This is a genomic window from Streptomyces sp. NPDC034084, assembly GCF_055575535.1.
In genome coordinates, this window is the sequence record NZ_JBVISK010000009.1 from 165,113 (window position 1) to 189,684 (window position 24,572).

Sequence of the window (24,572 nt, forward strand, 5' to 3'; positions counted from 1 at the left end):
GTTCGAAAAGAGCCACGCGCTACCGGCACCCCCGAACAGCACCGAATCTCCCTGAGTACCACCTCGGATGCGGTCCCCGCCAGCGTTGCCGCTTAAGCTCGGACCGGGCGACCCGTCAGGGCGTCGCCCGCCGCGGCCCGGGCCGATCGGGCGAGGAAAGTTGTGAGCAGGGTGTTTTCGCAGGTCAGCAAGGCGATCAGGAGTGCGGGGTAAGGGGACGTGCACATCGTCATCATGGGCTGCGGGCGAGTGGGAGCCGCTCTCGCGCAGACCCTCGAGCAGCAGGGGCACACCGTCGCCGTCGTGGACCAGGACCCGACGGCTTTCCGCCGTCTGGGCTCGGGCTTCGGGGGCCGGCGCGTCACGGGCGTGGGCTTCGACCAGGACACGCTGCGCGAGGCCGGGATCGAAGAGGCCGGTGCCTTCGCCGCGGTGAGCAGCGGCGACAACTCCAACATCATCGCGGCGCGGGTCGCCCGCGAGATGTTCGGCATCGAGAACGTGGCGGCGCGGATCTACGACCCGCGGCGCGCCGAGGTCTACCAGCGCCTCGGGATCCCGACGGTCGCGACGGTCCGCTGGACCGCCGACCAGATGCTCCGCCGGCTGCTGCCCTCGGGCGCGGAGCCGCTGTGGCGTGACCCGAGCGGTGGCGTGCAGCTCGCCGAGGTGCACACCTCCCCGGCGTGGATCGGCCACAAGGTGAGCCGGCTCCAGGAGGAGACCGGCGTCCGTGTCGCGTTCCTCACCCGACTGGGCGAAGCGGTTCTGCCGACCTCGCAGACGGTGCTCCAGGAAGGTGACCTGGTGCACGTGATGATGCGTACGGACGAGATCGCGAAGGTCGAGGCGGCCTTCGCCGAGGGTCCCGAGGAGGGCGGTCACTGATGCGTGTCGCTATTGCGGGCGCGGGTGCGGTGGGCCGGTCCATCGCGGGCGAGCTCCTGGAGAACGGGCACGAGGTCCTGCTGGTCGACAAGGCGCCGACCGCCATCTCGGTGGAGCGGGTGCCGCAGGCCGAGTGGCTGCTGGCCGACGCCTGCGAGATCACCTCCCTGGACGAGGCGGCGCTGCAGCGCTGCAACGTGGTGATCGCGGCGACCGGTGACGACAAGGTGAACCTGGTCGTCTCGCTGCTCGCCAAGACCGAGTACGGCGTGCCGCGCGTGGTCGCCCGGGTCAACAACCCGAAGAACGAGTGGCTGTTCAACGAGGCCTGGGGCGTCGACGTGGCCGTCTCCACGCCGCGCCTGATGTCCGCCCTGGTCGAGGAGGCGGTGAGCGTCGGCGACCTGGTCCGGCTGCTCCGCTTCAGCCACGGCGACGCGAACCTGGTCGAGCTGACGCTCCCGCCGGAGTCGGCGGTCGCCGGTACCGCCGTCGGGGACGTGGCCTGGCCGCAGGACACCTCGCTGGTGACGATCATCCGCGGGTCGCGGGTGCTGACGCCGAGCCCCGAGGAGACCCTGGAGGCCGGCGACGAGCTGCTGTTCGTGGCCGCGCAGGCCCGCGAGGAGCAGCTGGAGGACCTTCTCCAGGTCCGCCGGGAGATCCCCGAGTCCTGATCGGGCGTGGTACGCGGAAGGGCCCGGGACCTTGAGGGGTTCCGGGCCCTTCCGCGTACCGGCTCAGGACCAGGCCGCCGGGCCTTCCGCGCGCCGGCTCAGGCCTCCGGGTGCCGCTGCGCGGCGGCCGCCGCCTTGCGCTCCTTCTCGGCGCGCTCCTCGGCCTCCATCTCGGCGAAGACGTCGATCGGCGCCGGCGCCTTGGCGAGGAACACCCAGGTGAGGTAGACCGCGAGCAGGAACGGCGGGATCTTGAGGGCGACGAGCACCCAGCCGAACTTGGTGGTGTCGGCCCACCAGTACATCGGGAAGAGGATCGCGCACTTGCCGAGCAGAATCAGGCCCCAGGCCCAGCTGGCCTTCGTGTAGGCCTTCTTGCGGCCCGGGTTGCGGGTGCGCCAGGAGAGGTTCTCCTTGAAGACCGGGCCGAGGATCAGGCCGATCAGGGGCACTCCGGCGAGCGCGGTGATGATGTACGCCAGGGCGAGGCCCAGGGTGTACAGCATGCCCGGCAGGTAGAAGTCCTTGGCGTTGCCCGTCATCATCGCGAAGACCACGCCGAACGCGACGCCGAAGACACCGCTGAAGGCGTGCTTGACGGTGTCCCGGCGGATCAGCCGGACGGCCACCAGGACCAGCGAGACCCCGAGCGCGGCGATCGCCGACACGTGCAGGTTCTTGTTGATCGTGAAGATCGTGACGAACAGCAGGCCGGGCAGGACCGTCTCGATCATGCCCCGCAGGCCGCCGAAGGCCTCGAAGAGCGCGGCCTCGGTCACCGCCTTGTCCGCCTGGGCGTCCTGGTCCGGGGTCGACTTGGCCTCGGTCGGCTTGTCGAGGGACGTCACCGGCTACTCCTGTCCGAGCGGTCGGAGCTCGTATTTGGGGTTGAAGAGGACCCGCCGGCCGTGGCTCATGGAGATCCGGCCGGAGGCGATCAGCTTGCGGCCGGGCTCGATGCCCACGATGGAGCGCCGGCCGAGCCACACGACGTCGAGCGGTGCCGAACCGTCGAAGAGTTCGGCCTCCAGCGCGGGCACACCGGCCCGGGGACGCAGCGTGACCGTGCGCAAGGTACCAGTCACCTTGACTATCTGGCGGTCGGAGCAGTCGCAGATACGCGTGCACCCCGAGGCCTCGGCGTCCTCCTGGAGCTCCTCCGACTCCAGGTCCTCCACGGAGGACGAGAGCCGGTCGAGCATCCGGCGGAACCGTCCGGCCGGCTTCTCTGTACGCGGTGCAGCACTCATACAGAAAGCGTACCGGCCACCGGTGTCACCGGAGGCGGCCCCGGACCACCCGTCCGCACGGCTCCCGTTTCAGCGTTCGAAGCGGTACCCCATGCCCGGTTCGGTGACGAAATGGCGCGGGTGGGAGGGGTCGGTCTCCAGCTTGCGGCGGAGCTGCGCCATGTACACCCGGAGGTAGTTGGTCTCCGTGCCGTACGACGGCCCCCAGACCTCCTGGAGCAGCTGCTTCTGGCTGACGAGCCGGCCGCTGTTGCGGACGAGGACCTCCAGGAGGTGCCATTCGGTGGGGGTGAGCCGGACGTCGCGCCCGTCGCGGTGCACCTTCTTCGCCGCCAGGTCGACGGTGAAGCCCTCGGTCTCGACCACGACGACCCCGTCCTCGGCGCCGCCGACGGGCTCGGCGCGGCGCACGGCCGCGCGCAGCCGGGCGAGCAGTTCGTCCATGCCGAAGGGCTTGGTGACGTAGTCGTCGGCGCCCGCGTCGAGCGCCTCGACCTTCTCGTCGGAGGTCTGCCGGGCGGACAGGACGAGGATCGGCACCCTGGTCCAGCCGCGCAGGCCCCTGATGACCTCGACGCCGTCCATGTCGGGCAGTCCGAGGTCGAGGACGACGACGTCGGGGTGGCGTTCGGCGGCGAGCCGGAGGGCGGTGGCGCCGTCCGGCGCGGCGTCGACCTCGTACTTCCGCGCCTTCAGGTTGATCACCAGGGCGCGGACGATCTGCGGCTCGTCGTCGACGACGAGGACCCGGGTCATGGAGGGGGCCTTCCTTCTGCTGGGGGCTCTGCTGTACGGGACGGGGGACGGGGACGGAACGAGGTACGGGGCCGAGGTACGGGGCGGGGTGCGGGGACGGCCCGGCTGTCAGGTCCCGGCGTGGGCCGGGAGGTCGGCGGCCGGGGTCCGGGGTCCGCCGGGCGCGGCCCGCAGGGTGAGGACCATGGTGAGGCCGCCGCCGGGCGTGTCCTCGGCGCCGAGGGTTCCGCCCATGGCCTCGGCGAAGCCGCGGGCGACCGCGAGGCCGAGCCCGACGCCGGAGCCGCGCGGGGCGTCGCCGAAGCGCTGGAAGGGCTCGAAGATGCCGTCCTTGGCCGCGTCGGGGACGCCGGGACCGCGGTCCACGACGCGCAGCTCGACCCGGTCGCCCAGGGCGCTGGCGGCGACGGCGACGGGCGCGCCCCCGGGGCTGTACTTCACGGCGTTCTCCACGATGTTGGCGACGGCCCGCTCCAGGAGGCCCTTGTCTACCTCGACCATGGGCAGCGACTCGGGGATGTCGAGCTCGGCGCTGCCGTCCGGTACTCCCCCGAGGGCCATGGGGACGACCTCGTCGAGGTCGACGGTGCGGATCAGGGGCGTGACGGTGCCGGTCTGGAGGCGGGACATGTCGAGGAGGTTGCCCACGAGGTGGTCGAGGCGGTCGGCGCCGGCCTCGATGCCCTCCAGGAGCTCGGCCCGGTCCTGCTCGGACCATTCGACGTCGTCGGAGCGGAGGGAGGAGACGGACGCCTTGATGCTCGCGAGCGGGGTCCGCAGATCGTGGCTGACGGCGGCGAGCAGGGCCGTACGGATCTTGTTGCCCTCGGCCAGCTTCCGGGCCTCCTCCGCCTCGCCGACGAGCCGCTGCCGGTCGAGGACGACGGCGGCCTGGGCGGCGAAGGCGCCGAGCACCCGCCGGTCCTCGGCGGGCAGCACCCGGCCCGTCAGGGCGAGGGCCAGGTGGTCGCCGACGGGCATGTCCACGTCCGCGTCCTCCGGCCGCGCCGCCGGGTGGGGACCCACGCTCGCCGCCCGCGTCCACGGCTCGGCCCCGTCCGCGCGCTCCAGGAGGGCCACCGACTCCATGGAGAACGTCTCGCGGACCCGTTCCAGGAGGGCGTCCAGGCTCGTCTCGCCGCGCAGCACACTGCCGGCGAGGTAGGACAGCACCTCGGACTCGGCGCGCAGCCGGGCGGCCTGGTGCGTGCGCCGGGCGGCCAGGTCGACCACGGAGGCGACCGACATCGCGACGCCGAGGAAGACGGCGATGGCGACGATGTTCAGGGGGTCGGCGATGGTCAGCCGGTGGACCGGCGGGGTGAAGAACCAGTTGAGGAGGAGGGATCCGGCGGCGGCCGAGGCGAGCGCCGGCAGGAATCCGCCGAGCAGCGCGGCGGCCACGGTCAGGGCGAGGAAGAGCAGCATGTCGTTGGCGAGACCGAGATCGGCGTCGACGTGCGTGAGGAGCAGAGCCAGCCCGACCGGACCCGCGACGCCGGCCAGCCAGCCGCCGAGGATCCGGGGGCGGCCGAGGCGGGCCCCGCGGGAAACCGGCAGGCCCCGGCCCTTGGCGACCTCGTCGTGGGTGACGATGTGGACGTCGAGGTCGGGCCCGGAGTCGCGGGCCACCGTCTGGCCGACGCCGGGGCCGAGGATGTACTGCCAGGTCGGGCGGCGGCTGGAGCCGAGGACGATCTGGGTGGCGTTGACCCCGCGGGCGAATTCGAGGAGCGCGGAGGGTATGTCGTCGCCGATGACGTGGTGGAAGGTCCCGCCGAGGTCCTCGACGAGGGTGCGCTGGACGGCCAGCTCCTTCGGGGAGGCCGCGGTGAGTCCGTCGCTGCGGGCTATGTAGACGGCGAGGACCTCGCCACCGGCGCCCTTCTCGGCGAGCCGCGTGGCGCGCCGTATGAGGGTGCGGCCCTCGGGACCGCCGGTCAGTCCGACGACGATGCGCTCCCTGGCCTGCCAGGTGGAGCGGATGTCGTGCTCGCCGCGGTACTGCCGGAGGTACTCGTCGACCCGGTCGGCGGTCCAGAGCAGGGCGAGCTCGCGCAGGGCCGTGAGGTTGCCGGGGCGGAAGTAGTTGGAGAGGGCGGCGTCGACCTTGTCCGAGGTGTGGACGTTGCCGTGGGCCATCCGGCGCCGCAGCGCCTCCGGGGACATGTCGACCAGCTCGATCTGGTCCGCCCGGCGCACCATCTCGTCGGGGACGGTCTCCCGCTGCCGTACCCCGGTGATCGCTTCGACGACGTCGCCAAGGGACTCCAGGTGCTGGATGTTGACCGTCGACACGACGTCGATGCCGGCCGCGAGGAGTTCGGCGACGTCCTGCCATCGCTTGGGGTTGCGTGAGCCCGGCACGTTCGTGTGGGCGAGCTCGTCGACGAGGGCGACCGCGGGGCGGCGGGCGAGGACGGCGTCGACGTCCATCTCGGCGAAGACCGCCCCCCGGTACTCCAGGGTGCGGCGCGGCACCTGCTCCAGGCCCCGCAGCATGACCTCCGTACGCGGGCGTCCGTGGTGCTCCACGAAGGCGACGACGCAGTCCGTGCCGCGCTCCACCCTGCGGTGGCTCTCGGCGAGCATCGCGTAGGTCTTGCCCACGCCCGGCGCAGAGCCGAGGTAGATCCGAAGCTTGCCGCGTCCCATGGGCTCGACCATACGTCCAGCCAATCGGACATTCCGCACGCGGGAGGAACCCCGGGGCGGTATTGACGTCATCCTGATGTCGTCCCGGGACCTCCTCGGCGGTCGGTTCAGTGTTCGATGATCTCGCCGTCGCTCAGCTCCAGGACCCGGTCCGCCAGACCGAGGAGCTGAGGGTCGTGGGTGGCGACCAGGGCCGTGCAGCCCTCGCTGCGCACCACCGCGCGCAGCAGCTGCATGACGGCGAGGCCGGTCTCCGCGTCCAGCTGGCCCGTGGGCTCGTCGGCTATGAGCAGCGCCGGCTTGTTGGCGAGGGCGCGGGCGATGGCGACGCGTTGCTGCTGGCCGCCGGAGAGCTCGCCCGGCCGCTGGTTCGCGTGGTCGGCGAGGCCGACCAGTCCGAGCATCAGGGCGACCCGCTCCTCGCGCTCCCTGGGGTCCGCCTTGCGCAGCCGCAGGGGCACGCCCACGTTCTCGGCGGCGGAGAGGATCGGGAGCAGCCCGAAGGACTGGAAGATGAAGCCGATCCGGTCGCGGCGCAGCTCCAGGAGGCCTTTCTCGCCGAGCGTGGAGAGGTCGGTGCCGTCGATGACGATCCGGCCTCCGTCGGCGGTGTCGAGCCCGCCGACGAGGTTGAGCAGGGTCGTCTTGCCGGAACCCGAGCGGCCCTTGAGCGCGACGAGCTCGCCGCGGGGGATGTCGAAGGAGACGCCGCGCAGCGCGTGGACGGCGGCCTCGCCCGTGCCGTACGAGCGGCGCAGGCCCTCGACGCGGACCATCGGCGGTCCGGCCGGGTCCTCGACGACGGCCGTGGCGGACCTGCTGCTGCTCTCGCTCACGCGGTGCTCCCCCTCCTCGAACCTCTGCGCCGCCAGTATGGTCCGCGGCCCGGTCCGAGGCCAGGGCCCTGTTCCGGACCTGTGGAAAACGCACGGTGGGCCGCGTCCCGCCCTGGAGGTGCGGGAAGCGGCCCACCGGCCATGCCTCGAGCACGCCGGACCGCCCGAAGCGGGCCGACGCGTTCGGCCGGGCCGCCGAGACGGCGGTCAGGCTTCGGCCGGGCCCCCGAAGCGGCGGCCCCGCCGGGGTTCAGCGGATCTCGGAGATCTCCGGGCCGCGCTGGAGCTGCCCCATGCCGCCGGAGAAGCGGGAGTTCTCCTGGTCCTCCTGCTGCACGGCGTCCGGCACCATCTGCGCGTCGTTCGGCAGCTTGAGGACGATCGGGTCGCGCGGGGCCATCGGGCCCTCACCGCGGACGACCACGGTGTCCCGGACGATCTGCTCCAGGAGGCCGGCGGCCTCGGGCTGGACCGCGCCCTGCCCGGAGATCACTCCGCGCAGGAACCAGCGGGGCCCGTCGACGCCCACGAAGCGGACCAGCTGCACACCGCGGTTACCGTCCGGCAGCTGCACCGGGACCTGGGCCCGCAGCTCCCAGCCGAGCGGGCCCTCGACCTCGTCGATGACCCCGCCCTGCTGGACGATGCCGGTCGCGATCTCGTCGCGGACCTCGCCCCAGATGCCCTCGTTCTTGGGCGCGGCGAAGGCCTGCAGCTGTACGGCGCTGTCGCGCAGGACGACGGTGGCCGCGACGATCGCGTCGCCCGCCACCTCCACCCGCAGCTCCATGCCCTCGACTCCGGGCACGAAGATCCCGCCGAGGTCCACCCGGCCCTCGTCGGGCTTGGCGACCTCGGAGATGTCCCAGGGCCCGTCGGGCCGGGGCGCCGGCGGAAGGTTCACGCGGCGCGGCGCCTCGGCCGCGTCCTCGCCCTCCACCGCGTCGACGACCTGCTCGGCCTCGCCCGCCGCGTCCTCGGCGGCACCGCTCTTCTTGCGACGTCCGAACACGTCACTGTCCTTCCCGGTCGGATACGACCGAAGCGTATCGATTCCCACCCGTAGTGCCGTCCACGGCGGCGTGACCGCCGGTGGACCCGAAGCCCCCCTCGGCCCGCGCCGAACCGGGAAGTTCCGCCACCTCGTGGAAGCGCACCTTCTCGACCTGCTGGACGACAAGTTGGGCAATCCGATCGAATCGTTCGAACCGCACGTCCTCGCGCGGGTCGAGATTGACCACGATCACCTTGATCTCTCCACGGTACCCGGCATCCACCGTCCCCGGGGCATTCACGAGCGCCACTCCGCAGCGGGCGGCGAGACCGGAGCGCGGGTGCACGAAGGCCGCGTACCCGTCCGGCAGGGCGATGGAGACCCCGGTGGGCAGCACGGCGCGCTCCCCGGGGGCCAGCACGGCGGCCTCGGTGGTCACGAGGTCGGCCCCGGCGTCGCCGGGATGCCCGTAGGCCGGGAGCGGCACGTCCGGGTCCACTCGGCGGATCAGTACGTCGACAGGGTTGCGCATCAGGGGTTCACCTCGAAGGCGCGGGCGCGCCGGACCTGGTCGGGGTCGGACATGGCGGCCTGGATCTCCTCCGGGCGGCCGTTGTCGATGAAGTGGTCGACCTTGACCTCGATGAAGAGGGCGTCGGCGCGGACGGCGACGGGGCCCTCGGGCCCGCCGATCCGTCCGACGGCGGTCGAGTAGATCTTGCGGCCGTGCACGGCGGTGACGGCGGCCTCCAGGTGGAGGACCGTGCCGACCGGGACGGGCCGGACGAAGTCGGTCTCCAGGCGGCCGGTCACGGCGATGACGCGCAGCAGCCAGTTCAGGGAGCCGAGGGTCTCGTCGAGCGCGGTGGCGAGCACGCCGCCGTGCGCGAGGCCGGGGGCGCCCTGGTGGTCGGCGGTGACCGTGAACTCGGCGGTGACGGTCACGCCCTCGCCCGCGCGCGCTTCCAGGTGGAGGCCGTGGGGCTGCCCGCCGCCGCACCCGAAGCAGTACGCGTAGTGCGCGCCGAGCGGCTCGCCGGGGGCCGGCGCGTCGGGGTGGCGTACCGGCGGTATGGCGTCGGCCGGCGGGGTGAGGGCGGCAGATGTTGCAGTCACAGCCGCAGACCTTACCCGCGCGGGTGGGCGCGGGTCGCGCCGTGCCAAGCTTGGACACATGCAGCCTTCCGCATCGTCCCCGGCCCCCTCCCCCGTGCCCTCCGCCGCGCCGCGTTTCGACGAGCGGCTGACGGCGCCCCGCTCGTGGTGGCTGATCGTGGGTCTGCTCGGTCTCTCCGGCGGCCTGATCCTGTTCCCGCTGGGCACGGTCCCCATGCTGGGCGGCCTGATCGGCGCGGCGGTGCTCGCCGGGGCGGCGGTCTCCTCGTACGGCTCCGCCCGGATCCGGGTGGTGGCCGGTTCGCTGGTGGCGGGCGACGCCCGGATCCCGGTCACGGCGCTCGGGACTGCCGAGGCGCTCGACGCGGAGGAGGCGCGCGCCTGGCGCACCCACAAGGCGGACCCGCGCGCCTTCATGCTGATGCGCAGCTACGTGCCGGGGGCGGTGCGGATCGAGGTGACGGACCCGGCCGACCCGACGCCGTACGTGTACCTCTCGAGCCGCGAGCCGGAGGCACTGGTCGCGGCCCTGGAGGCGGAGCGCGCCTGACCGGTGCGCGCGGGGGCTAGAAGCCCAGCTCCTTGGGGTTCTCGGGCTGCTCCAGCGGGGGCAGCTCCGGAAGGCTGTCCCAGGGGATCTGGCGGCGTCGGAGGTCCGCGCGGATGTGCGCGGCGAGTTTCTTGGTGTCGCGCCGGTTCATGACGGCGCCGACGGCGGCGCCCACCATGAAGGGCATGAGGTTCGGCAGGTTGCGCATCATGCGTTTCGTGATCTGCAGGCGCAGTTCGCGCTTGAGCGGGCCACTGAGCGCGGCGTTGACCGTGGTGGGCTTGGTGGGGTCGATGCCCCGTTCCTCGGCCCAGGCGGTCAGGTAGGCCACCGAGCGCTGGGTGAGCCGGCCGGGGGGCCGCAGACCGTAGACCTCGTGCAGTTCGGCGATGAGCTTGATCTCCACGGCGGCGACGCCGGTGATCTCCGCGGCCAGTTCGGCCGGCATGGCCGGGGCCACGGGGAGCATGGCGGCGGCGCCGACGCCCGCACCCACGGTCGAGCTCGCGTTGGCCGCTCCGGCGACGAGTTTGTCGGCGAGCTCCTCGGGGCCGAGCCCGGGGAACTGCCTGCGCAGGGTCGCCAGGTCGCGGACGGGGATCCGCGGGGCGAGTTCGATCAAGCGGTCGGCGAGGTGTCCGAGGCCGGCCCTGGCGCTGTCTCCGCCACGCTTCACGCCGTGCGTGACGCCGCGCCGGACGGCGTCGATCCGGTCGGAGTCGATCCGGATCCGGTCGAGCTGGGCCCGCGCGGGGTTGGCCAGCCGCCTGACGGCGCCAAGACGTCCGCCCTGCCGCGCTCCGCGCTCTCCCGGCTCCGCGGGTGGGCCCGCGGGATCCGTCTCGGCGACCTCGATGACCGCCTCGAGCGAGGCCGGGAGGCCCCGCTCGTCGTCACGTGCGCCGAGGGAGGGCAGGGAGGCTCCGTGCTCGGCGTCAGGGGCCTCCTGGGCACCCTCCGCCGGGCCTGAGCCGCCCTTGTACGTCTCCGACTTCCGGGGAAGTCGCAGACGCCGCTTCCGGGACGGTGTGTCGCCTGCCACGGCCGACCTGTCTCAGTCGCAGTCGCGGCAGATCGGCTGGCCGTTCTTCTCCCGGGCCAGCTGGCTGCGGTGGTGCACGAGGAAGCAGCTCATGCAGGTGAACTCGTCGGCCTGCTTCGGCAGGACCCGGACGGCCAGCTCCTCGTTCGAGAGGTCGGCGCCGGGAAGCTCCAGGCCTTCGGCGGCCTCGAACTCGTCGACGTCGACGGTCGAGGTCGACTTGTCGTTCCGGCGGGCCTTCAGTTCTTCAAGGCTGTCCGAGTCGACGTCGTCGTCGGTCTTGCGTGGGGTGTCGTAATCCGTTGCCATGTCGCTCTCCCCCTCTGGGTTGGTTGCGGTGTCTCCAGCGCACGTAACGCGTGAGAGGTCGGACTTGTGCCCGACCTGAGGCGGAGATTTTGCCTCACATCAAGGTCTGTTACTCAATCGACACCCGTCGCGCGCTCTCGTAAGTGATCGGCTTCGGGTGGCGAACCGGACCGTACACGGCCCTCCGGGCGGCCCTCGCAGGCGCCACCCCGTGTACTTCCCGTCATTCCGGGCCCCGGAAACCCGGACTTTTCCTGGTTTTCGGAGGGATTTCACGGTCACGGAGAGTGGAGGGCCCGACACCCCCCCTGTGATCGATCACACATGAGCGTCTCAGGATCAGGGACCCGGAATTCCGCGCAAAGCGAACGGAACCGGTCGGCTCGTGCAGTGTGTCAGATCGGCAGAGTGACGCGCATCACGAGCCCGCCGCCCTCGCGTGGCTCCGCGATGATACGGCCGCCGTGGGCACGAGCCACGGACCGGGCGATCGACAGGCCGAGACCGACCCCCTTGTCGCTGCCGGTCCGCTCCTGCCGGAGCCTTCTGAACGGCTCGAAGAGGTTGTCGATCTCGTACCCGGGGACCACGGGGCCGGTGTTCGAGACGACCAGGACCGCCTGGCCGTCCTTGGCCTCGGTGGTGACCTCCACCCAGCCGCCCTCCGGCACGTTGTACCGCACGGCGTTCTGGAGCAGGTTCAGCGCGATCCGTTCGAGCAGCACGCCATTGCCCTGGACGACGGCCGGCGCGCGTACGCCCCGGATCTCCACGCCCTTGGCCTCGGCCTCGGCGTGCACCTGGTCGACGCCTCGCTCGGCGACCTCGGCCAGGTCGACGGGTTTGCGCTCGATGATCTGGTTGTCGCTCCGGGCCAGCAGCAGCAGGCCCTCGACCAGCTGTTCGCTGCGCTCGTTGGTGGCGAGCAGGGTCTTGCCGAGCTGCTGGAGTTCCACCGGCGCCCCGGGGTCCGAGAGGTGAACCTCCAGGAGGGTGCGGTTGATCGCGAGCGGGGTCCGCAGCTCGTGCGAGGCGTTCGCGACGAACCGCTGCTGGGCGGTGAAGGCCCGCTCCAGGCGGTCGAGCATCTCGTCGAAGGTGTCGGCGAGCTCTTTGAGCTCGTCGTCCGGGCCGTCCAGCTCGATCCGCCGGGACAGGTCGGAGCCGGCCACCTGGCGTGCGGTCCGGGTGATCCGGCCGAGCGGGGAGAGCACCCGTCCCGCCATGGCGTAGCCGAAGGCGAAGGCGATGATGCTCAGGCCGAGCAGGGCGAAGAGGGACCGGCGCAGGAGGTCGTTCAGGGCGATGTCGCTCTGGTGGCGCAGGCAGAGCGTGACGGCGTCGTTGAGCTGGTCGCCGGTGGGCGACTGGGGCAGCTGGCACGAGGAGGCGGTGGGCTGGACCGTGCCGTTGACGACCTTGAAGGGCAGCTGGGAGGTGCTGTCGCTGAGCGCCTGGGCGGTGAAGAGGTAGATGATCGACAGCAGCAGGATGCCGGCGATCAGGAACATCCCGCCGTACAGCAGCGTGAGCCGTATGCGGATGGTGGGGCGCAGCAGCGGCCGGACGGGGTCCCGGGGGTCCCAGGTCGGTTTCGGTGGCGCGTGGGGGTGGGGCGCGGGAGTCGTGGCCATCGCGTCAGATCCGGTACCCGGAGCCGGGGACGGTGACGATGACCGGCGGCTCGCCGAGTTTGCGCCGGAGGGTCATGACGGTGACGCGCACGACGTTGGTGAACGGGTCGGTGTTCTCGTCCCAGGCCTTCTCCAGGAGCTGCTCGGCCGACACGACGGCGCCCTCGCTGCGCATGAGGACCTCCAGGACGGCGAACTCCTTCGGGGCGAGCTGGACCTCCTTGCCCTCGCGGAAGACCTCGCGGCGGTTGGGGTCGAGCTTGATGCCGGCGCGCTCCAGGACGGGCGGGAGCGGGACGGTGGTCCGGCGGCCCAGGGCGCGCACGCGCGCGGTGAGCTCGGTGAAGGCGAAGGGCTTGGGGAGATAGTCGTCCGCCCCGAGCTCCAGTCCCTCGACGCGGTCGCTGACGTCGCCGGAGGCGGTGAGCATCAGGACGCGGGTGGGCATGCCGAGTTCGACGATCTTGCGGCAGACGTCGTCGCCGTGGACGAGCGGGAGGTCCCGGTCGAGGACGACGACGTCGTAGTCGTTGACTCCGACGCGCTCCAGAGCGGCGGCGCCGTCGTACACGACGTCGACGGCCATGGCCTCCCGGCGCAGTCCGGTGGCCACCGCATCGGCGAGCAACTGCTCGTCCTCGACGACGAGTACGCGCACGTCGTACATCCTTCCCGTTGAGCCGCTGTCCGGGGTGGGGACCGGCTGAAACCTGAGCACTGACTGTGCGTGCCCATCCTGCCCCGTACGCGCGTAAACCGGCTGTAAGACGGCGGCGCGGGGCCGGGAGCGGCCGGGGGCGCGGGGCTGGGGGTGCGGTTCGGAGCGAAGAATTCACCGGATTCACCGGCCAGTTGAGGTTTCTGTGAGGAAGGGGGTGGGGAGGACGACTGCACACCCCGTGATCACGCCCTGTATGTGGCGCGCCACCTACCGCTCTCTGTCCCCCAGAGTTCGCAGTGTGTGATCCACCCACCCTCGGCACAGCCCCGTGCCACCGGACCCACGAGGAGGGGGCGCACGATGGACGCTTTCACCGCAGGACTGCTGCACCGCATCAGGACCACGCAGACGGACCTCACGCGGGCCCGTGAGACGGGCGACGACTACCTGGCGGAGGTGGAGCAGGCGGAGCTGGAGGACCTGCACCGGCTGGCCGCCGAGTACGGCGTGGAGGTCGCCACGCCGGTCGTCTGACCCGTCCCACCCGGCCACGGTCCTCCCCGGACACATCCGACCCGCACCGTCTCACCCGGAGGCCGTCCGACCGGCCTGTGGACCGTTCGACCCGTACGCACGCGTGGGCCCCGGCGCCGTCCCGGCACCGGGGCCCACGTGCGTCCGTCTCCAGCCTCAGTCGTGCCAGGCCCCCAGCTCCTCCAGGAGTTCCTGGAGGGGCCCGAAGAGGCCCGGGGAGGCCGCCAGGGTCAGCTCTCCCGACTCCGGCTCCCCGGGGCGGCCGCCCGTGAGGCCGCCCGCCTCGCGGGCGATGAGCGCGCCCGCCGCGAGGTCCCAGGGGTTGAGCCCGCGCTCGTAGTACGCGTCGAGGCGGCCGGCGGCGACGTCGCAGAGGTCGATGGCGGCCGAGCCGCCCCGGCGGATGTCGCGGACGCGCGGGATGACCCGCTGGGCCACGTCGGCCTGGTGGGCGCGGCGGGACTGGATGTACCCGAAGCCCGTGCCGAGCAGGGCCTGGTCGAGCGGGGGCGAGGGGCGGACGGCGAGCCGCCGCTCCCCCGCGTAGGCGCCGCCGCCGAGGACGGCCCGGTACGTCTCGCCGCGCATCGGCGCCTCGACCACGCCGACGACGGTCTCGCCGTCCCGTTCGGCGGCGATGGACACCGCCCAGGTGGGGAGGCCGTACAGGTAGTTCACGGTGCCGTCGAGCGGGTCGATCACCCAGCGGATCCCACTCGTCCCGGGGCTCGACGCGCCTTCCTCGCCGAGGAAGCCGTCCTGCGGGCGGTGCTCGGCGAGGAAGCCGGTGATCAGCTTCTCGGCGGCGATGTCCATCTCGGTGACCACGTCGATGGGGCTCGACTTGGTCGACGCCACGGCCAGGTCGTGGGGCCGGCCGTCGCGCAGCAGCGCTCCGGCCCGCTGGGCGGCCTCCAGGGCGAGGTCGTGCAGTTCGGTGAGCAGGGGGTCGGGAACGACGGTCACGCGGGCTCCTCAGGCGTAGGGGCTGTCGGCGCCGGCGGCGGCGGGCCGCTCGGCCCTGGACGGGCAGCAGCCGATGGGACAGAGGTCGTGGGAGGCGCCGAGGGCGCCGAGGGCGCACCGCTCGGCCCTGGTCCCCCGCTCGCTCGCGGCGCGCTCCAGGACGAGCTCGCGGACGGCGGCGGCGAAGCGCGGGTCGGCGCCGACGGTCGCCGAGCGCCGGACGGGCAGGCCGAGCTCGGCCGCCTTGGCGGTGGCCTCCGTGTCGAGGTCGTAGAGGACCTCCATGTGGTCGGAGACGAAGCCGATCGGGACCATGACGGCTGCGGGCACGCCGGCGCCGTGGAGGGCCTCCAGGTGGTCGCAGATGTCGGGTTCCAGCCACGGGATGTGGGGGGCGCCGCTGCGGGACTGGTAGACGAGCTGCCAGGGGTGGTCGATCCCGGTCTCCTCGCGGACCGCGTCGGCGATGACGCGTGCCACGTCGAGGTGCTGGCGCACATAGGCCCCGCCCCCGCCGTGCTCGGTGGCGGGGCCGGAGGTGTCGGCGGCGGAGTCGGGGATGGAGTGGGTGGTGAAGGCGAGGTGGGCGCCGTCCCGCACGGACGGGTCGAGCTCGGCGAGGGAGGCGAGGACGCCCTCGACCATGGGCCCGACGAAGCCGGGGTGGTTGAAGTAGTGCCGGAGCTTGTCGACCCGGGGCAGCGGGAGCCCCTCCGCCTCCAGGGTGGCGAGCGCGTCGGCGAGGTTCTCACGGTACTGGCGGCAGCCGGAGTAGGAGGCGTACGCGCTGGTGGTGAGGACGGCGATGTGGCGGCGCCCGTCGGTGACCATCTCGCGCAGGGTGTCGGTGAGGTACGGCGCCCAGTTCCGGTTTCCCCAGTAGACCGGCAGGTCGAGTCCGGCCTGCTCGAAGTCCGTCCGCAGCGCGGCGAGGAGCGCGCGGTTCTGGTCGTTGATCGGGGAGACGCCGCCGAAGAGGAAGTAGTGCTGCCCCACTTCCTTGAGCCGTTCCTTCGGGATGCCGCGGCCGCGTGTCACGTTCTCCAGGAACGGGACCACGTCGTCCGGGCCCTCCGGGCCGCCGAAGGAGAGCAGCAGCAGGGCGTCGTACGGGGCGGGATCGTGCTGATCGGACATGGCACCGATCCTCCCACCCGCCTCTGACGGCGAAGGGCGCGGCCCTTCCGTGGCCCGTCGTCCGCACACCCGTGCGCCGGGAAGTCCGCCGGGCCGCGCGCCGGACGGCGCGGGGCCGTTCGCCGGGCCGTGCCGGGCCGCTCGCCGAGTTGTCCGCCGGGCCGTTCGGCCGAAAAATGAGGATGACCGATCGACTTCAACACCGTAGGCTTTAGCTATTAATTACACGTGTTGACCAAGGACCTCTCTTGCCCAGTCCCTACCGCGCGATCTTCGCGGCGCCCGGAACCGCTTCGTTCTCTGTCGCGGGGTTCCTCGGCCGGATGCCGCTGTCCATGATGGGCATCGGCATCGTGACCATGATTTCGCAGGTCACAGGGCGGTACGGCCTCGCGGGCGCGCTGTCGGCGACACTCGCGATGTCCGCCGCGGTCCTCGGTCCCCTGGTCTCGCGCCTGGTCGACCGGCACGGACAGCGCACCGTGCTCCGCCCGGTCACGCTGGTCGCGCTCGCCGCGGCCACCGGGCTCCTCCTCTGCGTGCAGCAGCAGGCACCGGACTGGACCCTCTTCGTCTTCACCGCCGTCATCGGCTGCGTGCCGAGCGTCGGCGCGATGACCCGCGCCCGCTGGGCGGAGATCTACCGGGGCGAGGGACGGCGCCTGCACACCGCGTACTCCTGGGAGTCGATCGTCGACGAGGTGTGCTTCATCGTCGGGCCGATCCTCTCGATCGGTCTGTCGACCGCCTGGTTCCCCGAGGCCGGTCCGATGTTCGCCGGGGCGTTCCTGGCCGTCGGCGTCTTCTGGCTGACCTCGCAGCGCGCCACCGAGCCGGTTCCCCATCCCCAGCGGGGCGCCCGGGGTGTCTCGGCGCTCCGCTCCCCCGGCCTCCAGGTGCTCGCCCTCGCCTTCGTCGCCACCGGCGCCATCTTCGGCTCGGTGGACGTGGTGACCGTGGCCTTCGCCGAGGAGCAGGGCCACAAGGCCTCCGCGAGTCTCGTCCTCGCCGTCTACGCGCTGGGCTCCGGTGTGGCCGGCGCCGTCTTCGGGCTGCTCCACCTCAAGGGAGAGCCGTCCCGCAGGTGGCTTCTGGGCATCTGCGCGATGGCCGTGAGTATGATCCCCCTCCTACTGGCCGGGAACTTGCCGTTGCTGGCCGTGGCGCTCTTTGTCGCGGGCCTGTCCATCGCACCGACGATGGTGACCACGATGGCCCTCGTCGAAGCGCACGTACCGCGCACCAAGCTGACCGAGGGCATGACCTGGACGGGTACCGGGCTCGCGGTCGGCGTGGCGCTCGGCTCCTCGGCCGCCGGCTGGGTGGTCGACGCGTCGGGGGCAGAGGCGGGGTACGTGGTGCCCGTCGTCTCGGGCGCGCTCGCGGTCGCGGTGGGTCTCCTCGGACACCGCCGGCTGCGCAGGCCGGCTCCGAACCGGGAGGGGCAGCGTGAGCAGGACGGCAGCAGCGGGGACAGCGGGGTCGGGGAGCGCCGGGACGGCGAACAGCCCGTGGCGTAACTGGGCGGGGACCGTGACCTCCCGCCCGGTGCGGGAGGTGAGCCCGGCCTCGGCCGAGGAGCTCGCCGAGGCGGTGCGCCGCGCGGCCGAGGACGGGCTGCGGGTCAAGACGGTCGGCACCGGCCACTCCTTCACCTCGATCGCGGCCACCGACGGCGTACTGATCCGGCCGGGGCTGCTGACCGGGATCCGGCGCATCGACCGCGAGGCGATGACCGTGACGGTCGAGTCGGGCACGCCGCTGAAACGGCTCAACGTGGCGCTGGCCAGGGAGGGCCTGTCGCTCACGAACATGGGCGACATCATGGAGCAGACCGTCGCCGGCGCCACCTCCACCGGCACGCACGGCACGGGCCGCGAGTCGGCGTCCATAGCCGCGCAGATCCGCGAGCTGGAGCTGGTGACGGCCTCGGGAGAGCTGCTCACCTGCTCGGAGAAGGAGAATCCGGAGGTCTTCGCGGCCGCCAGGATCGGGCTCGGCGCCCTTGGCGTGATCACGGCGATCACCTTCGCGGTGGAGCCGGTCTTCCTGCTCACCGCACGCGAGGAACCGATGGCCTTCGACCGGGTCACCTCGGAGTTCGACGCGCTGCACGCGGAGAACGAGCACTTCGAGTTCTACTGGTTCCCCCACACGGACAACTGCAACACCAAGCGCAACAACCGCAGCGCCGGCCCCGCCGCGCCCCCCGGACGGATCAGCGGCTGGATCGAGGACGAGCTCCTCTCCAACGGGGTCTTCCAGCTCGCCTGCTCGCTGGGCCGCGCGGTGCCGCCGGTCATCCCGTCGCTCGCCAAGGTCTCCAGCCGGGCCCTGTCGGCCCGCACGTACACCGACATCCCGTACAAGGTCTTCACCTCGCCGCGCCGGGTCCGCTTCCTGGAGATGGAGTACGCCCTTCCGCGTGAGGCGGCGGTCGCCGCGCTGCGCGAGGTCAAGGCGATGGTCGAGCGCTCACCGCTCAAGGTGAGCTTCCCGGTGGAGGTGCGCACGGCCCCGGCGGACGACATCGCGCTGTCCACGGCCTCGGGGCGGGAGACCGCGTACATCGCCGTCCACCTCTACAAGGGGACGCCCCACCACGGGTACTTCACCGCGGTGGAGCGCATCATGACGGCGCACGGGGGCCGCCCCCACTGGGGCAAGGTCCACACCCGCGACGCCGCCTACTTCTCCGAGGTCTACCCGCGCTTCGCCGAGTTCACGGCGCTGCGCGACCGGCTCGACCCGGACCGGCTGTTCGCCAACGACTACCTGCGGCGGGTCCTGGGCGACTGACGGTCAGTCGGGCAGTCGGGCAATCGCCTGACGGTCACTCGGCTCCCGTACCCGTCCCGGCGTCGGCTCCGGTCGTCACCGGGGCCGAGGGCGCCCCGGACGGCGTGGTCCCGGTGGTGGGCTCCTGGGTCGGCGCCGTCGGTTCCGGCGTCGGGGCGGTCGGCGTGAGGGCGGGTTCCGTCCCGTCGTCGGCGGAACCGGAGGGGGTGGGCTCCGCCGACGGCGTCCCCGGATCGCCCCCCGCGGTCTCCCGGTCGCCCGGCGTCGGCGTGGGTGATCCCGTCGTGGGGGTGCCCGCGCCGCCCTGCTGCCGCCCGGGGCCCTCCGCGGATCCCGACGGCGCGGGCGTGGGCTCCTGGTCCCGGTGGGGCGTGTCCTGGACGGTGCTCCCGCCGCCCCGGACGACGGAGCCGAAGGTGGTGGTGCCCTGCTTGCCGCTGAAGTCCTGCCCGGAGACCAGTTCGTAGGCGGTGATGCCGCCCATGGTGACGCCGAAGACCAGGGCGGCGGCGATCGCCGGCCGCTTCCAGCCCCGGACCCGAGTGCCGTGGGTGGTCGCCTCCCCGAACTCCTCGCCGAAGTCCGCGTCGGGCCGAGCGGCCGTCAGCATCAGAGTGCGGTCGTCCTGCGGCCCGGCGGCGACCGGGACCTGACGCGCCTTCGGCTTGGCCGCCGAGGTCACGTCGCGGACCTGTTCGCCCGTGCGCTTGAAGAGGTGCTGGAAGAGCGGTCCTCCGCAGGTCGCGATGACACTGATCACACCGGCGCCGACGATCGTGCCGTACACCCCGAGGGTCGAGGCGAGCTTGGCGGCGATGACCGCGGCCAGCGCGCTGCCGGAGACCTGAGCCACGCTCAGGTCGATCCTTCTCCTGCCGCCCTCCCTCGCCTCCTCCGGCTCGTCCCCGTCGGTTTCCGGCCCGTGACGCATCTCCGACCCCTGATGGCTCATCCGTTCGCCTTGCACCCAGAAGGGACAAACGGGAGAAGCGAATAGTTCCGTTTCTGCTGTTTCTGTGAAGAGTGACACGTATGGGGGAAGATCACAGGGACTCAACTCCCGTACCGCCCGAGAAGTTGGGCGGCGCGCCGGTCCACCCAGGTGGCCCGAATGGAGTACATTGACGAACCCTGGGTCCGGACGCCCTCACGGGTGCCCCGGATCAAGGGGAGGGGGCCGGACACGGCGCTCGAACCGGCGGCGCCTCGGCATCGCACGGGAACCGGCTGCACAGAGTGACCGCCAGTCACTACGAGTAGCCAACAGGTCACCGTGCCATAACGGCGTTCCAGGGTTCATGCCCGACACGCCGGGCAACTCGGCAAGGTAGTGGCAGGCTGCACCCGGGCAGGCCACACTCGACTAGCGGAAGCAGCGACGCACGTGACGTCGGCAGGCACCACCCGGGAGGTCCCCATGCCCGAACTGCGTGTCGTGGCCGTCTCCAACGACGGCACACGACTGGTGCTGAAGGCTGCTGACAGCACGGAGTACACGCTTCCGATCGACGAGCGGCTCCGTGCCGCCGTGCGCAACGACCGCGCGCGCCTCGGCCAGATCGAGATCGAGGTGGAGAGCCACCTCCGCCCCCGTGACATCCAGGCGCGGATACGAGCCGGTGCCTCCGCTGAGGAGGTCGCCCAGCTCGCCGGCATCCCCGTCGACCGCGTGCGCCGCTTCGAGGGCCCCGTGCTGGCGGAGCGCGCCTTCATGGCCGAGCGGGCCCGCAAGACCCCGGTCCGCAGGCCCGGGGAGAACAGCGGCCCGCAGCTCGGCGAGGCGGTGCAGGAGCGGCTGCTGCTGCGCGGCGCCGAGAAGGACACCGTGCAGTGGGACTCCTGGCGGCGCGACGACGGCACCTGGGAGGTGCTGCTCGTCTACCGGGTCGCCGGCGAGGTCCACACGGCCAGCTGGACGTACGACCCGCCTCGGCGGCTCGTCCAGGCCGTCGACGACGAGGCCCGGGCCCTGATCGGCGAGACGGACGACACGATCGCCGCCGCGCCCGAGCCCAGCTTCCCCTTCGTGCCGCGCATCGCCCGGCTGCCCCGGGACCGGCCGCTCGACCGGGCCCTCGACCGCCAGATCGACCGGTCCGACCGCCAGCTGGAGCGGGCGCCCGCGCCCGTCGAGCCGGAGGAGGAGCGGGACTCGCTGACGAGCCTCCTGGAGGCCGTGCCCAGTTTCCGCGGCGACATGATCGTGCCCGAGCAGCCGGACTCCGAGCCCTCGGAGGAGGCGGAGGAGGAGGAGCCGCCGGCGCCGGCCGCCTCGGCGGGCGCGGGTTCGGCGTACGCCGACGTCCTGATGCCGCGCGCGGTCTCGGGCCACCGCGACCGTCTGCACGGCGCCACCGACCGCCAGGCCGAGGCGGACGGCGTCCGGCCGGGCCGCCGCGCCGCCGTCCCCAGCTGGGACGAGATCGTCTTCGGCACCCGCAGGAAGAAGCAGGACTGACCGCCGGTACTCGCACGCGTGTACGCGAAGGGCCCGCGCCGCACGACAGCGCGGGCCCTTCGCGTACGCCCCTGACTCCCGTACGGCGCCAGGGGCCACCTATCCGGCCCTGATCGCGGGCAGGAACTAGCCCGGGTTCGGGCCCGTGGCGACCGGGCGGGTGGGGTCCGAGGACCATTCCGACCAGGAACCGGCGTAGAGGCCCGCGGGGATGCCCGCGATCTCCAGGGCGAGCACCTCGTGGGCGCCGGAGACGCCCGAGCCGCAGTAGACGGCGACCGGGGCCCCCTCGGACGCGCCGAGCGCGGTGAAACGCTCCCGCAGGACGTCGGCGGCCAGGAAGAGGCCCTCGGCGTCGACGTTCTCCGTCGTCGGGGCCGAGACCGCGCCCGGGATGTGCCCGCCGACCCGGTCGATGGGCTCCACGTCGCCCCGGTAACGCTCGGCCGCCCGGGCGTCCAGGAGCAGCCCGGAACGGGCCAGCGCGGCCGCCCCGTCCGCGTCGAGCAGTCCCAGCGCGCCCGGCTTCGGCCGGAAGTCGCCCGGTTCCGGTGCGGGGACCTTCTCCGTGAGCTCCCCCGTCCAGGCCGGGAGGCCTCCGTCCAGGACCCGAACGTCCGGGTGGCCCGCCCAGCGGAGCAGCCACCAGGCGCGGGCCGCGCCCCAGCCGAGACCGCCGTCGTAGACGACGACCGGCCGGTCCGCCGAGACACCCGCGCGGCGCATCACGGCTCCGAAGGACTCCGGGTCGGGCAGCGGATGGCGGCCGCCGCTCCCGGGCGGTCCCGCGAGTTCCGCGTCCAGGTCGACGTAGACCGCGCCGGGCAGGTGCCCGGCCTCGTACGCGGGCCGTCCGGGCGGGCCGCCGAGCGTCCAGCGGACATCCAGGAGGACCGGCGGCCGGGGCCCGGCCGACTCGCTGAGCAGTTCGCTTGCGGAGATGATGGGCTTCATGGGTGCCATCCTCGCGCAGCCGCACGGCCGCGCGGGGCCGCACCGGGCGACCTCCGGCGGAATCGCGCCACGCACGGCGCGGCCGGGCCCGCCGCGCCGCCGTCGGTGTCACCATCGGACGGGGGCACGGCCAGGACGACGGTCCGAGGAGATGTGACGATGACCGAGGCGACTCCGCGGCCACCCGGCACACCCTGTTGGGTGAGTCTGATGGTGCACGGGCTTGACGCCACGCAGGAGTTCTACAACGCGCTCTTCGACTGGGAGTTCGTGCCCGGTCCGCAGCAGCTCGGCCCCTACGTGCGCGCGCTGCTCGGCGGCAAGGAGGTGGCGGGCATCGGCCAGATGCCGCCCGACCGGCACCTCCGTATCGCCTGGACCCCGTATCTGGCCACGCCGGACGCCGACGAGACGGCCGAGGGCATCCGCAGCTGCGGCGGCACCGTCGCCGTCGGCCCGCTGGACGCGGGCGAGGCGGGCCGTATGGCGATCTGCTCCGACCCGGCCGGCGCGGTCTTCGGCGTCTGGCAGGCGGAGGCGCACCACGGCACGGCGACGGCGGGACCGCCGGGGACCCCGGTGTGGAACGAGCTCCTCACGTACGAGACGTCCTCGATCGGCAAGTTCTACCGGACGGTCTTCGGCTTCGAGGTGGAGCCGGTCGTCTCCGCCGACCACGACTACGCGACGCTGCACGTGGCCGGGGCGCCGGTGGCCTCGCTGCACGGCGTCGGCGACGCGCTGCCCCGGGACCGGGGCCCGCACTGGATGACGTACTTCGAGGTCGCCGACACGGACGCGGCCGCGCGGCTCGTCGTGGAGCTCGGCGGTCATGTGCTGCGTCCGCCGCGCGAGGGCACGGCGGGACGGCTCGCCCTGGTGGCGGACCCGGAGGGCGCGGTCTTCACCCTGGTCAGATCCGCCGGCGCCTGAGCCTTCCGGGGCCTCGGCGCAGCCGGGCTGCGGGGATGATCCCCCGGCCTCCCCTCAACCCCGCCGGGTCCGGGCCAGGCCGCGGCGCAGCCGGGACGTGGCCGTCCGGCCCGGAGCGGCTCCTCCGCCCGGGAGGCCGAGCTGGGTCAGCCGTTCGGCGGTGAAGTGGTGCGCGGTGCCGGGCTCGGCGTGGTGCTCCGCCAGGAACGCGGCGGCCTCCTCGCGGAGCCCCGGGTGGGCCTTGTGCCGCATGCAGTAGCCGACGGCGCGGACGAGGGGCGTGAGCGAGGCCGGGGCCGCTCCGGGTACGGCGGGCTCCTCGCCGCCCTCCAGGTCCGCGACCAGATGGTCGACGACGGTGAGCGGGATCCGGTTGCTGTTCTCGAAGGGCGTGAGCCGTTCGAGGACCTCGGCCGTGCCCACGCGCCCGATGGGGACGCCGAAGTAGACGGCGGCGGTGAGCATCGCCGTGGAGAAGCAGCCGACGACGAGCTCGGGCCGGCAGCGCTCGTAGAAGGTCTCGGCGAGCAGTGGCCCGTCGAGCACCGTGAGCCGTACCCCGGCCCGCCCGGCCTCCTCTTCCAGGGCCTGGGAGTAGCGGACGGGCGCGCTCGGGTGCGGTTTGAAGACCACCGAGCGGTGTCCGGCCGCGGCCGCCCCGCGCAGCATCCGTACGTGCAGCTCCTCTTCCTCCTCGGCGGTGAGGAGGGAGAGGGCGGCGAGGTACTGGCCGAGCAGCAGGGCCGTCGGCCGGGCGGCGGCGGCCCGTGCGATCTCCGGGTCCTCTGCCGCCGCCTCTGCGATCTCGGCGAGGACGGCGCGGAAGGCGGTGTCGGGGACGAGCTCGGGCTCGACCCCGTATTCGCTCAGGAGAAGGGGGCGGAGGCCCGGCACCAGGTCGAGGTGGAGGACGCGGCGGATGCGGCAGGCGATCGACTGGGCGAGGTCGGAGCGGGTCGGGCCGTAGCTCATCAGGCCGTCGGCGTAGACGTGCACGGTGCTCTCGGGGAAGGCGCCGGCGAGCGCCTTGGCCGGATTGACCTGGATGGATTCCACGATGAGCTCGACCGGCCCGGTGCCGAGGTCCCAGGCGGTGCGCAGCACGCGCTGCCAGAGGGGCGCCTCCTCGGGGCGGGGGGCCCAGGCGGCGGGGTGGTACGGGTGGATCGTCTCGTTCCAGTCGAGGGTGCCGTCGAAGCGGGCGGCGATCCGCTCGTACCCGGTCATCCTCTCCAGGCGGAGCGCGGTCTCGGGGATCTCGGCGTTGCGGGAGATCAGGAGGAGCCTGCGGGCGGAGTCGCGGGGGCCGAACTGTCCGGCGTCGAGCGCGGCGGCCAGGGTGGCCGCGCCGTAGAGGGTGGACACCTGGAAGATCTGGACCGGCAGGTCGGGCGCGGAGGCGGGGACGGCGTCGGGGGCCATG

The 24,572-nt window shown here is 72.8% G+C and carries 25 protein-coding genes; 8 read left to right on the forward strand and 17 right to left on the reverse strand.

The window, feature by feature from the left end; translation table 11 throughout:
* Nucleotides 1–219: 219 nt before the first annotated feature.
* Together ACZ51I_RS28950 and ACZ51I_RS28955 are read left to right on the forward strand one after the other, a co-directional pair.
* Nucleotides 220–888 (forward strand): potassium channel family protein, encoded by a 669-nt coding sequence (locus ACZ51I_RS28950; RefSeq protein WP_177151612.1) that lies wholly within the window; start codon nt 220–222, stop codon nt 886–888.
* A complete protein-coding gene (locus ACZ51I_RS28955) occupies nt 888–1,565 on the forward strand; it encodes a potassium channel family protein (protein WP_468881619.1) in 678 nt (225 codons plus the stop codon). Before ACZ51I_RS28950 ends, ACZ51I_RS28955 begins: the two co-directional genes overlap by 1 nt.
* A gap of 98 nt (nt 1,566–1,663) precedes the next feature.
* Here ACZ51I_RS28955 and ACZ51I_RS28960 read toward each other — a convergent pair whose 3' ends face one another.
* The 8 genes from ACZ51I_RS28960 to ACZ51I_RS28995 all read right to left on the reverse strand — a co-directional run bounded on the left by ACZ51I_RS28960 (nt 1,664) and on the right by ACZ51I_RS28995 (nt 9,172).
* Nucleotides 1,664–2,413 carry a DUF3159 domain-containing protein gene (locus ACZ51I_RS28960; RefSeq protein ID WP_468881621.1) on the reverse strand — a complete coding sequence of 250 codons (750 nt, stop codon included), beginning with the start codon at nt 2,411–2,413 and terminating at the stop codon, nt 1,664–1,666.
* Nucleotides 2,414–2,416: 3 nt separating this feature from the next.
* Complete coding sequence (locus ACZ51I_RS28965; RefSeq protein WP_468881623.1) at nt 2,417–2,815, reverse strand: OB-fold nucleic acid binding domain-containing protein; 399 nt, start codon at nt 2,813–2,815, stop codon at nt 2,417–2,419.
* A 69-nt stretch (nt 2,816–2,884) separates the two neighbouring features.
* Nucleotides 2,885–3,571 carry a response regulator gene (locus ACZ51I_RS28970; protein ID WP_468881625.1) on the reverse strand — a complete coding sequence of 229 codons (687 nt, stop codon included), beginning with the start codon at nt 3,569–3,571 and terminating at the stop codon, nt 2,885–2,887.
* Between the two features lie 108 nt (nt 3,572–3,679).
* Entirely contained in the window at nt 3,680–6,226 is a 2,547-nt protein-coding gene (locus ACZ51I_RS28975) for a DUF4118 domain-containing protein (RefSeq protein ID WP_468881627.1), read from the reverse strand.
* 107 nt (nt 6,227–6,333) lie between these two features.
* Nucleotides 6,334–7,062, reverse strand: a complete 729-nt coding sequence (locus ACZ51I_RS28980) for an ABC transporter ATP-binding protein (RefSeq protein ID WP_468881629.1) — start codon at nt 7,060–7,062, stop codon at nt 6,334–6,336.
* A 250-nt stretch (nt 7,063–7,312) separates the two neighbouring features.
* A complete protein-coding gene (locus ACZ51I_RS28985; RefSeq protein WP_468881632.1) occupies nt 7,313–8,074 on the reverse strand; it encodes a DUF3710 domain-containing protein in 762 nt (253 codons plus the stop codon).
* A gap of 1 nt (nt 8,075) precedes the next feature.
* Nucleotides 8,076–8,588 (reverse strand): dUTP diphosphatase, encoded by a 513-nt coding sequence (dut, locus tag ACZ51I_RS28990; protein WP_468881634.1) that lies wholly within the window; start codon nt 8,586–8,588, stop codon nt 8,076–8,078.
* Nucleotides 8,588–9,172, reverse strand: a complete 585-nt coding sequence (locus tag ACZ51I_RS28995; RefSeq protein WP_468881637.1) for a PaaI family thioesterase — start codon at nt 9,170–9,172, stop codon at nt 8,588–8,590. Before ACZ51I_RS28995 ends, dut begins: the two co-directional genes overlap by 1 nt.
* A 58-nt stretch (nt 9,173–9,230) precedes the next feature.
* Here ACZ51I_RS28995 and ACZ51I_RS29000 point away from each other — a divergent pair, with 58 nt between their 5' ends.
* Nucleotides 9,231–9,722, forward strand: a complete 492-nt coding sequence (locus ACZ51I_RS29000; RefSeq protein ID WP_468881639.1) for a DUF3093 domain-containing protein — start codon at nt 9,231–9,233, stop codon at nt 9,720–9,722.
* A 16-nt stretch (nt 9,723–9,738) separates the two neighbouring features.
* Here the strand turns inward: ACZ51I_RS29000 and ACZ51I_RS29005 are convergent, their stop codons facing one another.
* The 4 genes from ACZ51I_RS29005 to ACZ51I_RS29020 form a co-directional block, all read right to left on the reverse strand.
* Nucleotides 9,739–10,764: a hypothetical protein gene (locus tag ACZ51I_RS29005; RefSeq protein ID WP_468881641.1), complete on the reverse strand. Its 1,026-nt coding sequence runs from the start codon at nt 10,762–10,764 to the stop codon at nt 9,739–9,741.
* A 12-nt stretch (nt 10,765–10,776) separates the two neighbouring features.
* Nucleotides 10,777–11,073 (reverse strand): DUF4193 domain-containing protein, encoded by a 297-nt coding sequence (locus tag ACZ51I_RS29010; protein WP_003955561.1) that lies wholly within the window; start codon nt 11,071–11,073, stop codon nt 10,777–10,779.
* 395 nt (nt 11,074–11,468) lie between these two features.
* Nucleotides 11,469–12,707, reverse strand: coding sequence for a sensor histidine kinase (locus ACZ51I_RS29015; RefSeq protein WP_468881643.1), 1,239 nt, complete (start codon nt 12,705–12,707; stop codon nt 11,469–11,471).
* Nucleotides 12,708–12,711: 4 nt separating this feature from the next.
* Entirely contained in the window at nt 12,712–13,365 is a 654-nt protein-coding gene (locus tag ACZ51I_RS29020; RefSeq protein ID WP_017237674.1) for a response regulator transcription factor, read from the reverse strand.
* Nucleotides 13,366–13,728: 363 nt separating this feature from the next.
* Here ACZ51I_RS29020 and ACZ51I_RS29025 point away from each other — a divergent pair, with 363 nt between their 5' ends.
* A complete protein-coding gene (locus ACZ51I_RS29025; RefSeq protein ID WP_468881647.1) occupies nt 13,729–13,902 on the forward strand; it encodes a hypothetical protein in 174 nt (57 codons plus the stop codon).
* Nucleotides 13,903–14,058: 156 nt separating this feature from the next.
* Here ACZ51I_RS29025 and ACZ51I_RS29030 read toward each other — a convergent pair whose 3' ends face one another.
* Both ACZ51I_RS29030 and ACZ51I_RS29035 read right to left on the reverse strand, forming a co-directional pair.
* Nucleotides 14,059–14,868 carry an inositol monophosphatase family protein gene (locus ACZ51I_RS29030; protein ID WP_468881649.1) on the reverse strand — a complete coding sequence of 270 codons (810 nt, stop codon included), beginning with the start codon at nt 14,866–14,868 and terminating at the stop codon, nt 14,059–14,061.
* Nucleotides 14,869–14,877: 9 nt separating this feature from the next.
* Nucleotides 14,878–16,005, reverse strand: a complete 1,128-nt coding sequence (locus ACZ51I_RS29035) for a ferrochelatase (RefSeq protein WP_468881652.1) — start codon at nt 16,003–16,005, stop codon at nt 14,878–14,880.
* 248 nt (nt 16,006–16,253) lie between these two features.
* Here ACZ51I_RS29035 and ACZ51I_RS29040 point away from each other — a divergent pair, with 248 nt between their 5' ends.
* Nucleotides 16,254–17,525, forward strand: a complete 1,272-nt coding sequence (locus ACZ51I_RS29040; protein ID WP_468881655.1) for an MFS transporter — start codon at nt 16,254–16,256, stop codon at nt 17,523–17,525.
* Nucleotides 17,455–18,804 (forward strand): D-arabinono-1,4-lactone oxidase, encoded by a 1,350-nt coding sequence (locus ACZ51I_RS29045; protein ID WP_468881658.1) that lies wholly within the window; start codon nt 17,455–17,457, stop codon nt 18,802–18,804. The genes ACZ51I_RS29040 and ACZ51I_RS29045 overlap by 71 nt, the downstream gene beginning before the upstream one ends.
* 34 nt (nt 18,805–18,838) lie before the next feature.
* On the opposite strand, the gene ACZ51I_RS29050 is transcribed toward ACZ51I_RS29045, so the two are convergent.
* Nucleotides 18,839–19,756 (reverse strand): hypothetical protein, encoded by a 918-nt coding sequence (locus ACZ51I_RS29050; protein ID WP_468881659.1) that lies wholly within the window; start codon nt 19,754–19,756, stop codon nt 18,839–18,841.
* 465 nt (nt 19,757–20,221) lie between these two features.
* On the opposite strand from ACZ51I_RS29050, the gene sepH reads away from it, so the two are divergent.
* The gene (gene sepH / locus ACZ51I_RS29055) at nt 20,222–21,262 is read left to right on the forward strand and encodes a septation protein SepH (protein WP_468881662.1); all 1,041 of its coding nucleotides are present in this window, start codon (nt 20,222–20,224) and stop codon (nt 21,260–21,262) included.
* A 126-nt stretch (nt 21,263–21,388) separates the two neighbouring features.
* On the opposite strand, the gene ACZ51I_RS29060 is transcribed toward sepH, so the two are convergent.
* On the reverse strand, nt 21,389–22,216 hold the full coding sequence (locus ACZ51I_RS29060) for a sulfurtransferase (RefSeq protein ID WP_468881664.1): 828 nt from the start codon (nt 22,214–22,216) through the stop codon (nt 21,389–21,391).
* A 159-nt stretch (nt 22,217–22,375) separates the two neighbouring features.
* Here ACZ51I_RS29060 and ACZ51I_RS29065 point away from each other — a divergent pair, with 159 nt between their 5' ends.
* A complete protein-coding gene (locus ACZ51I_RS29065; protein WP_468881666.1) occupies nt 22,376–23,149 on the forward strand; it encodes a VOC family protein in 774 nt (257 codons plus the stop codon).
* Nucleotides 23,150–23,203: 54 nt separating this feature from the next.
* Here the strand turns inward: ACZ51I_RS29065 and ACZ51I_RS29070 are convergent, their stop codons facing one another.
* Nucleotides 23,204–24,571 (reverse strand): polysialyltransferase family glycosyltransferase, encoded by a 1,368-nt coding sequence (locus ACZ51I_RS29070; RefSeq protein ID WP_468881668.1) that lies wholly within the window; start codon nt 24,569–24,571, stop codon nt 23,204–23,206.
* Nucleotide 24,572 lies beyond the last annotated feature (1 nt).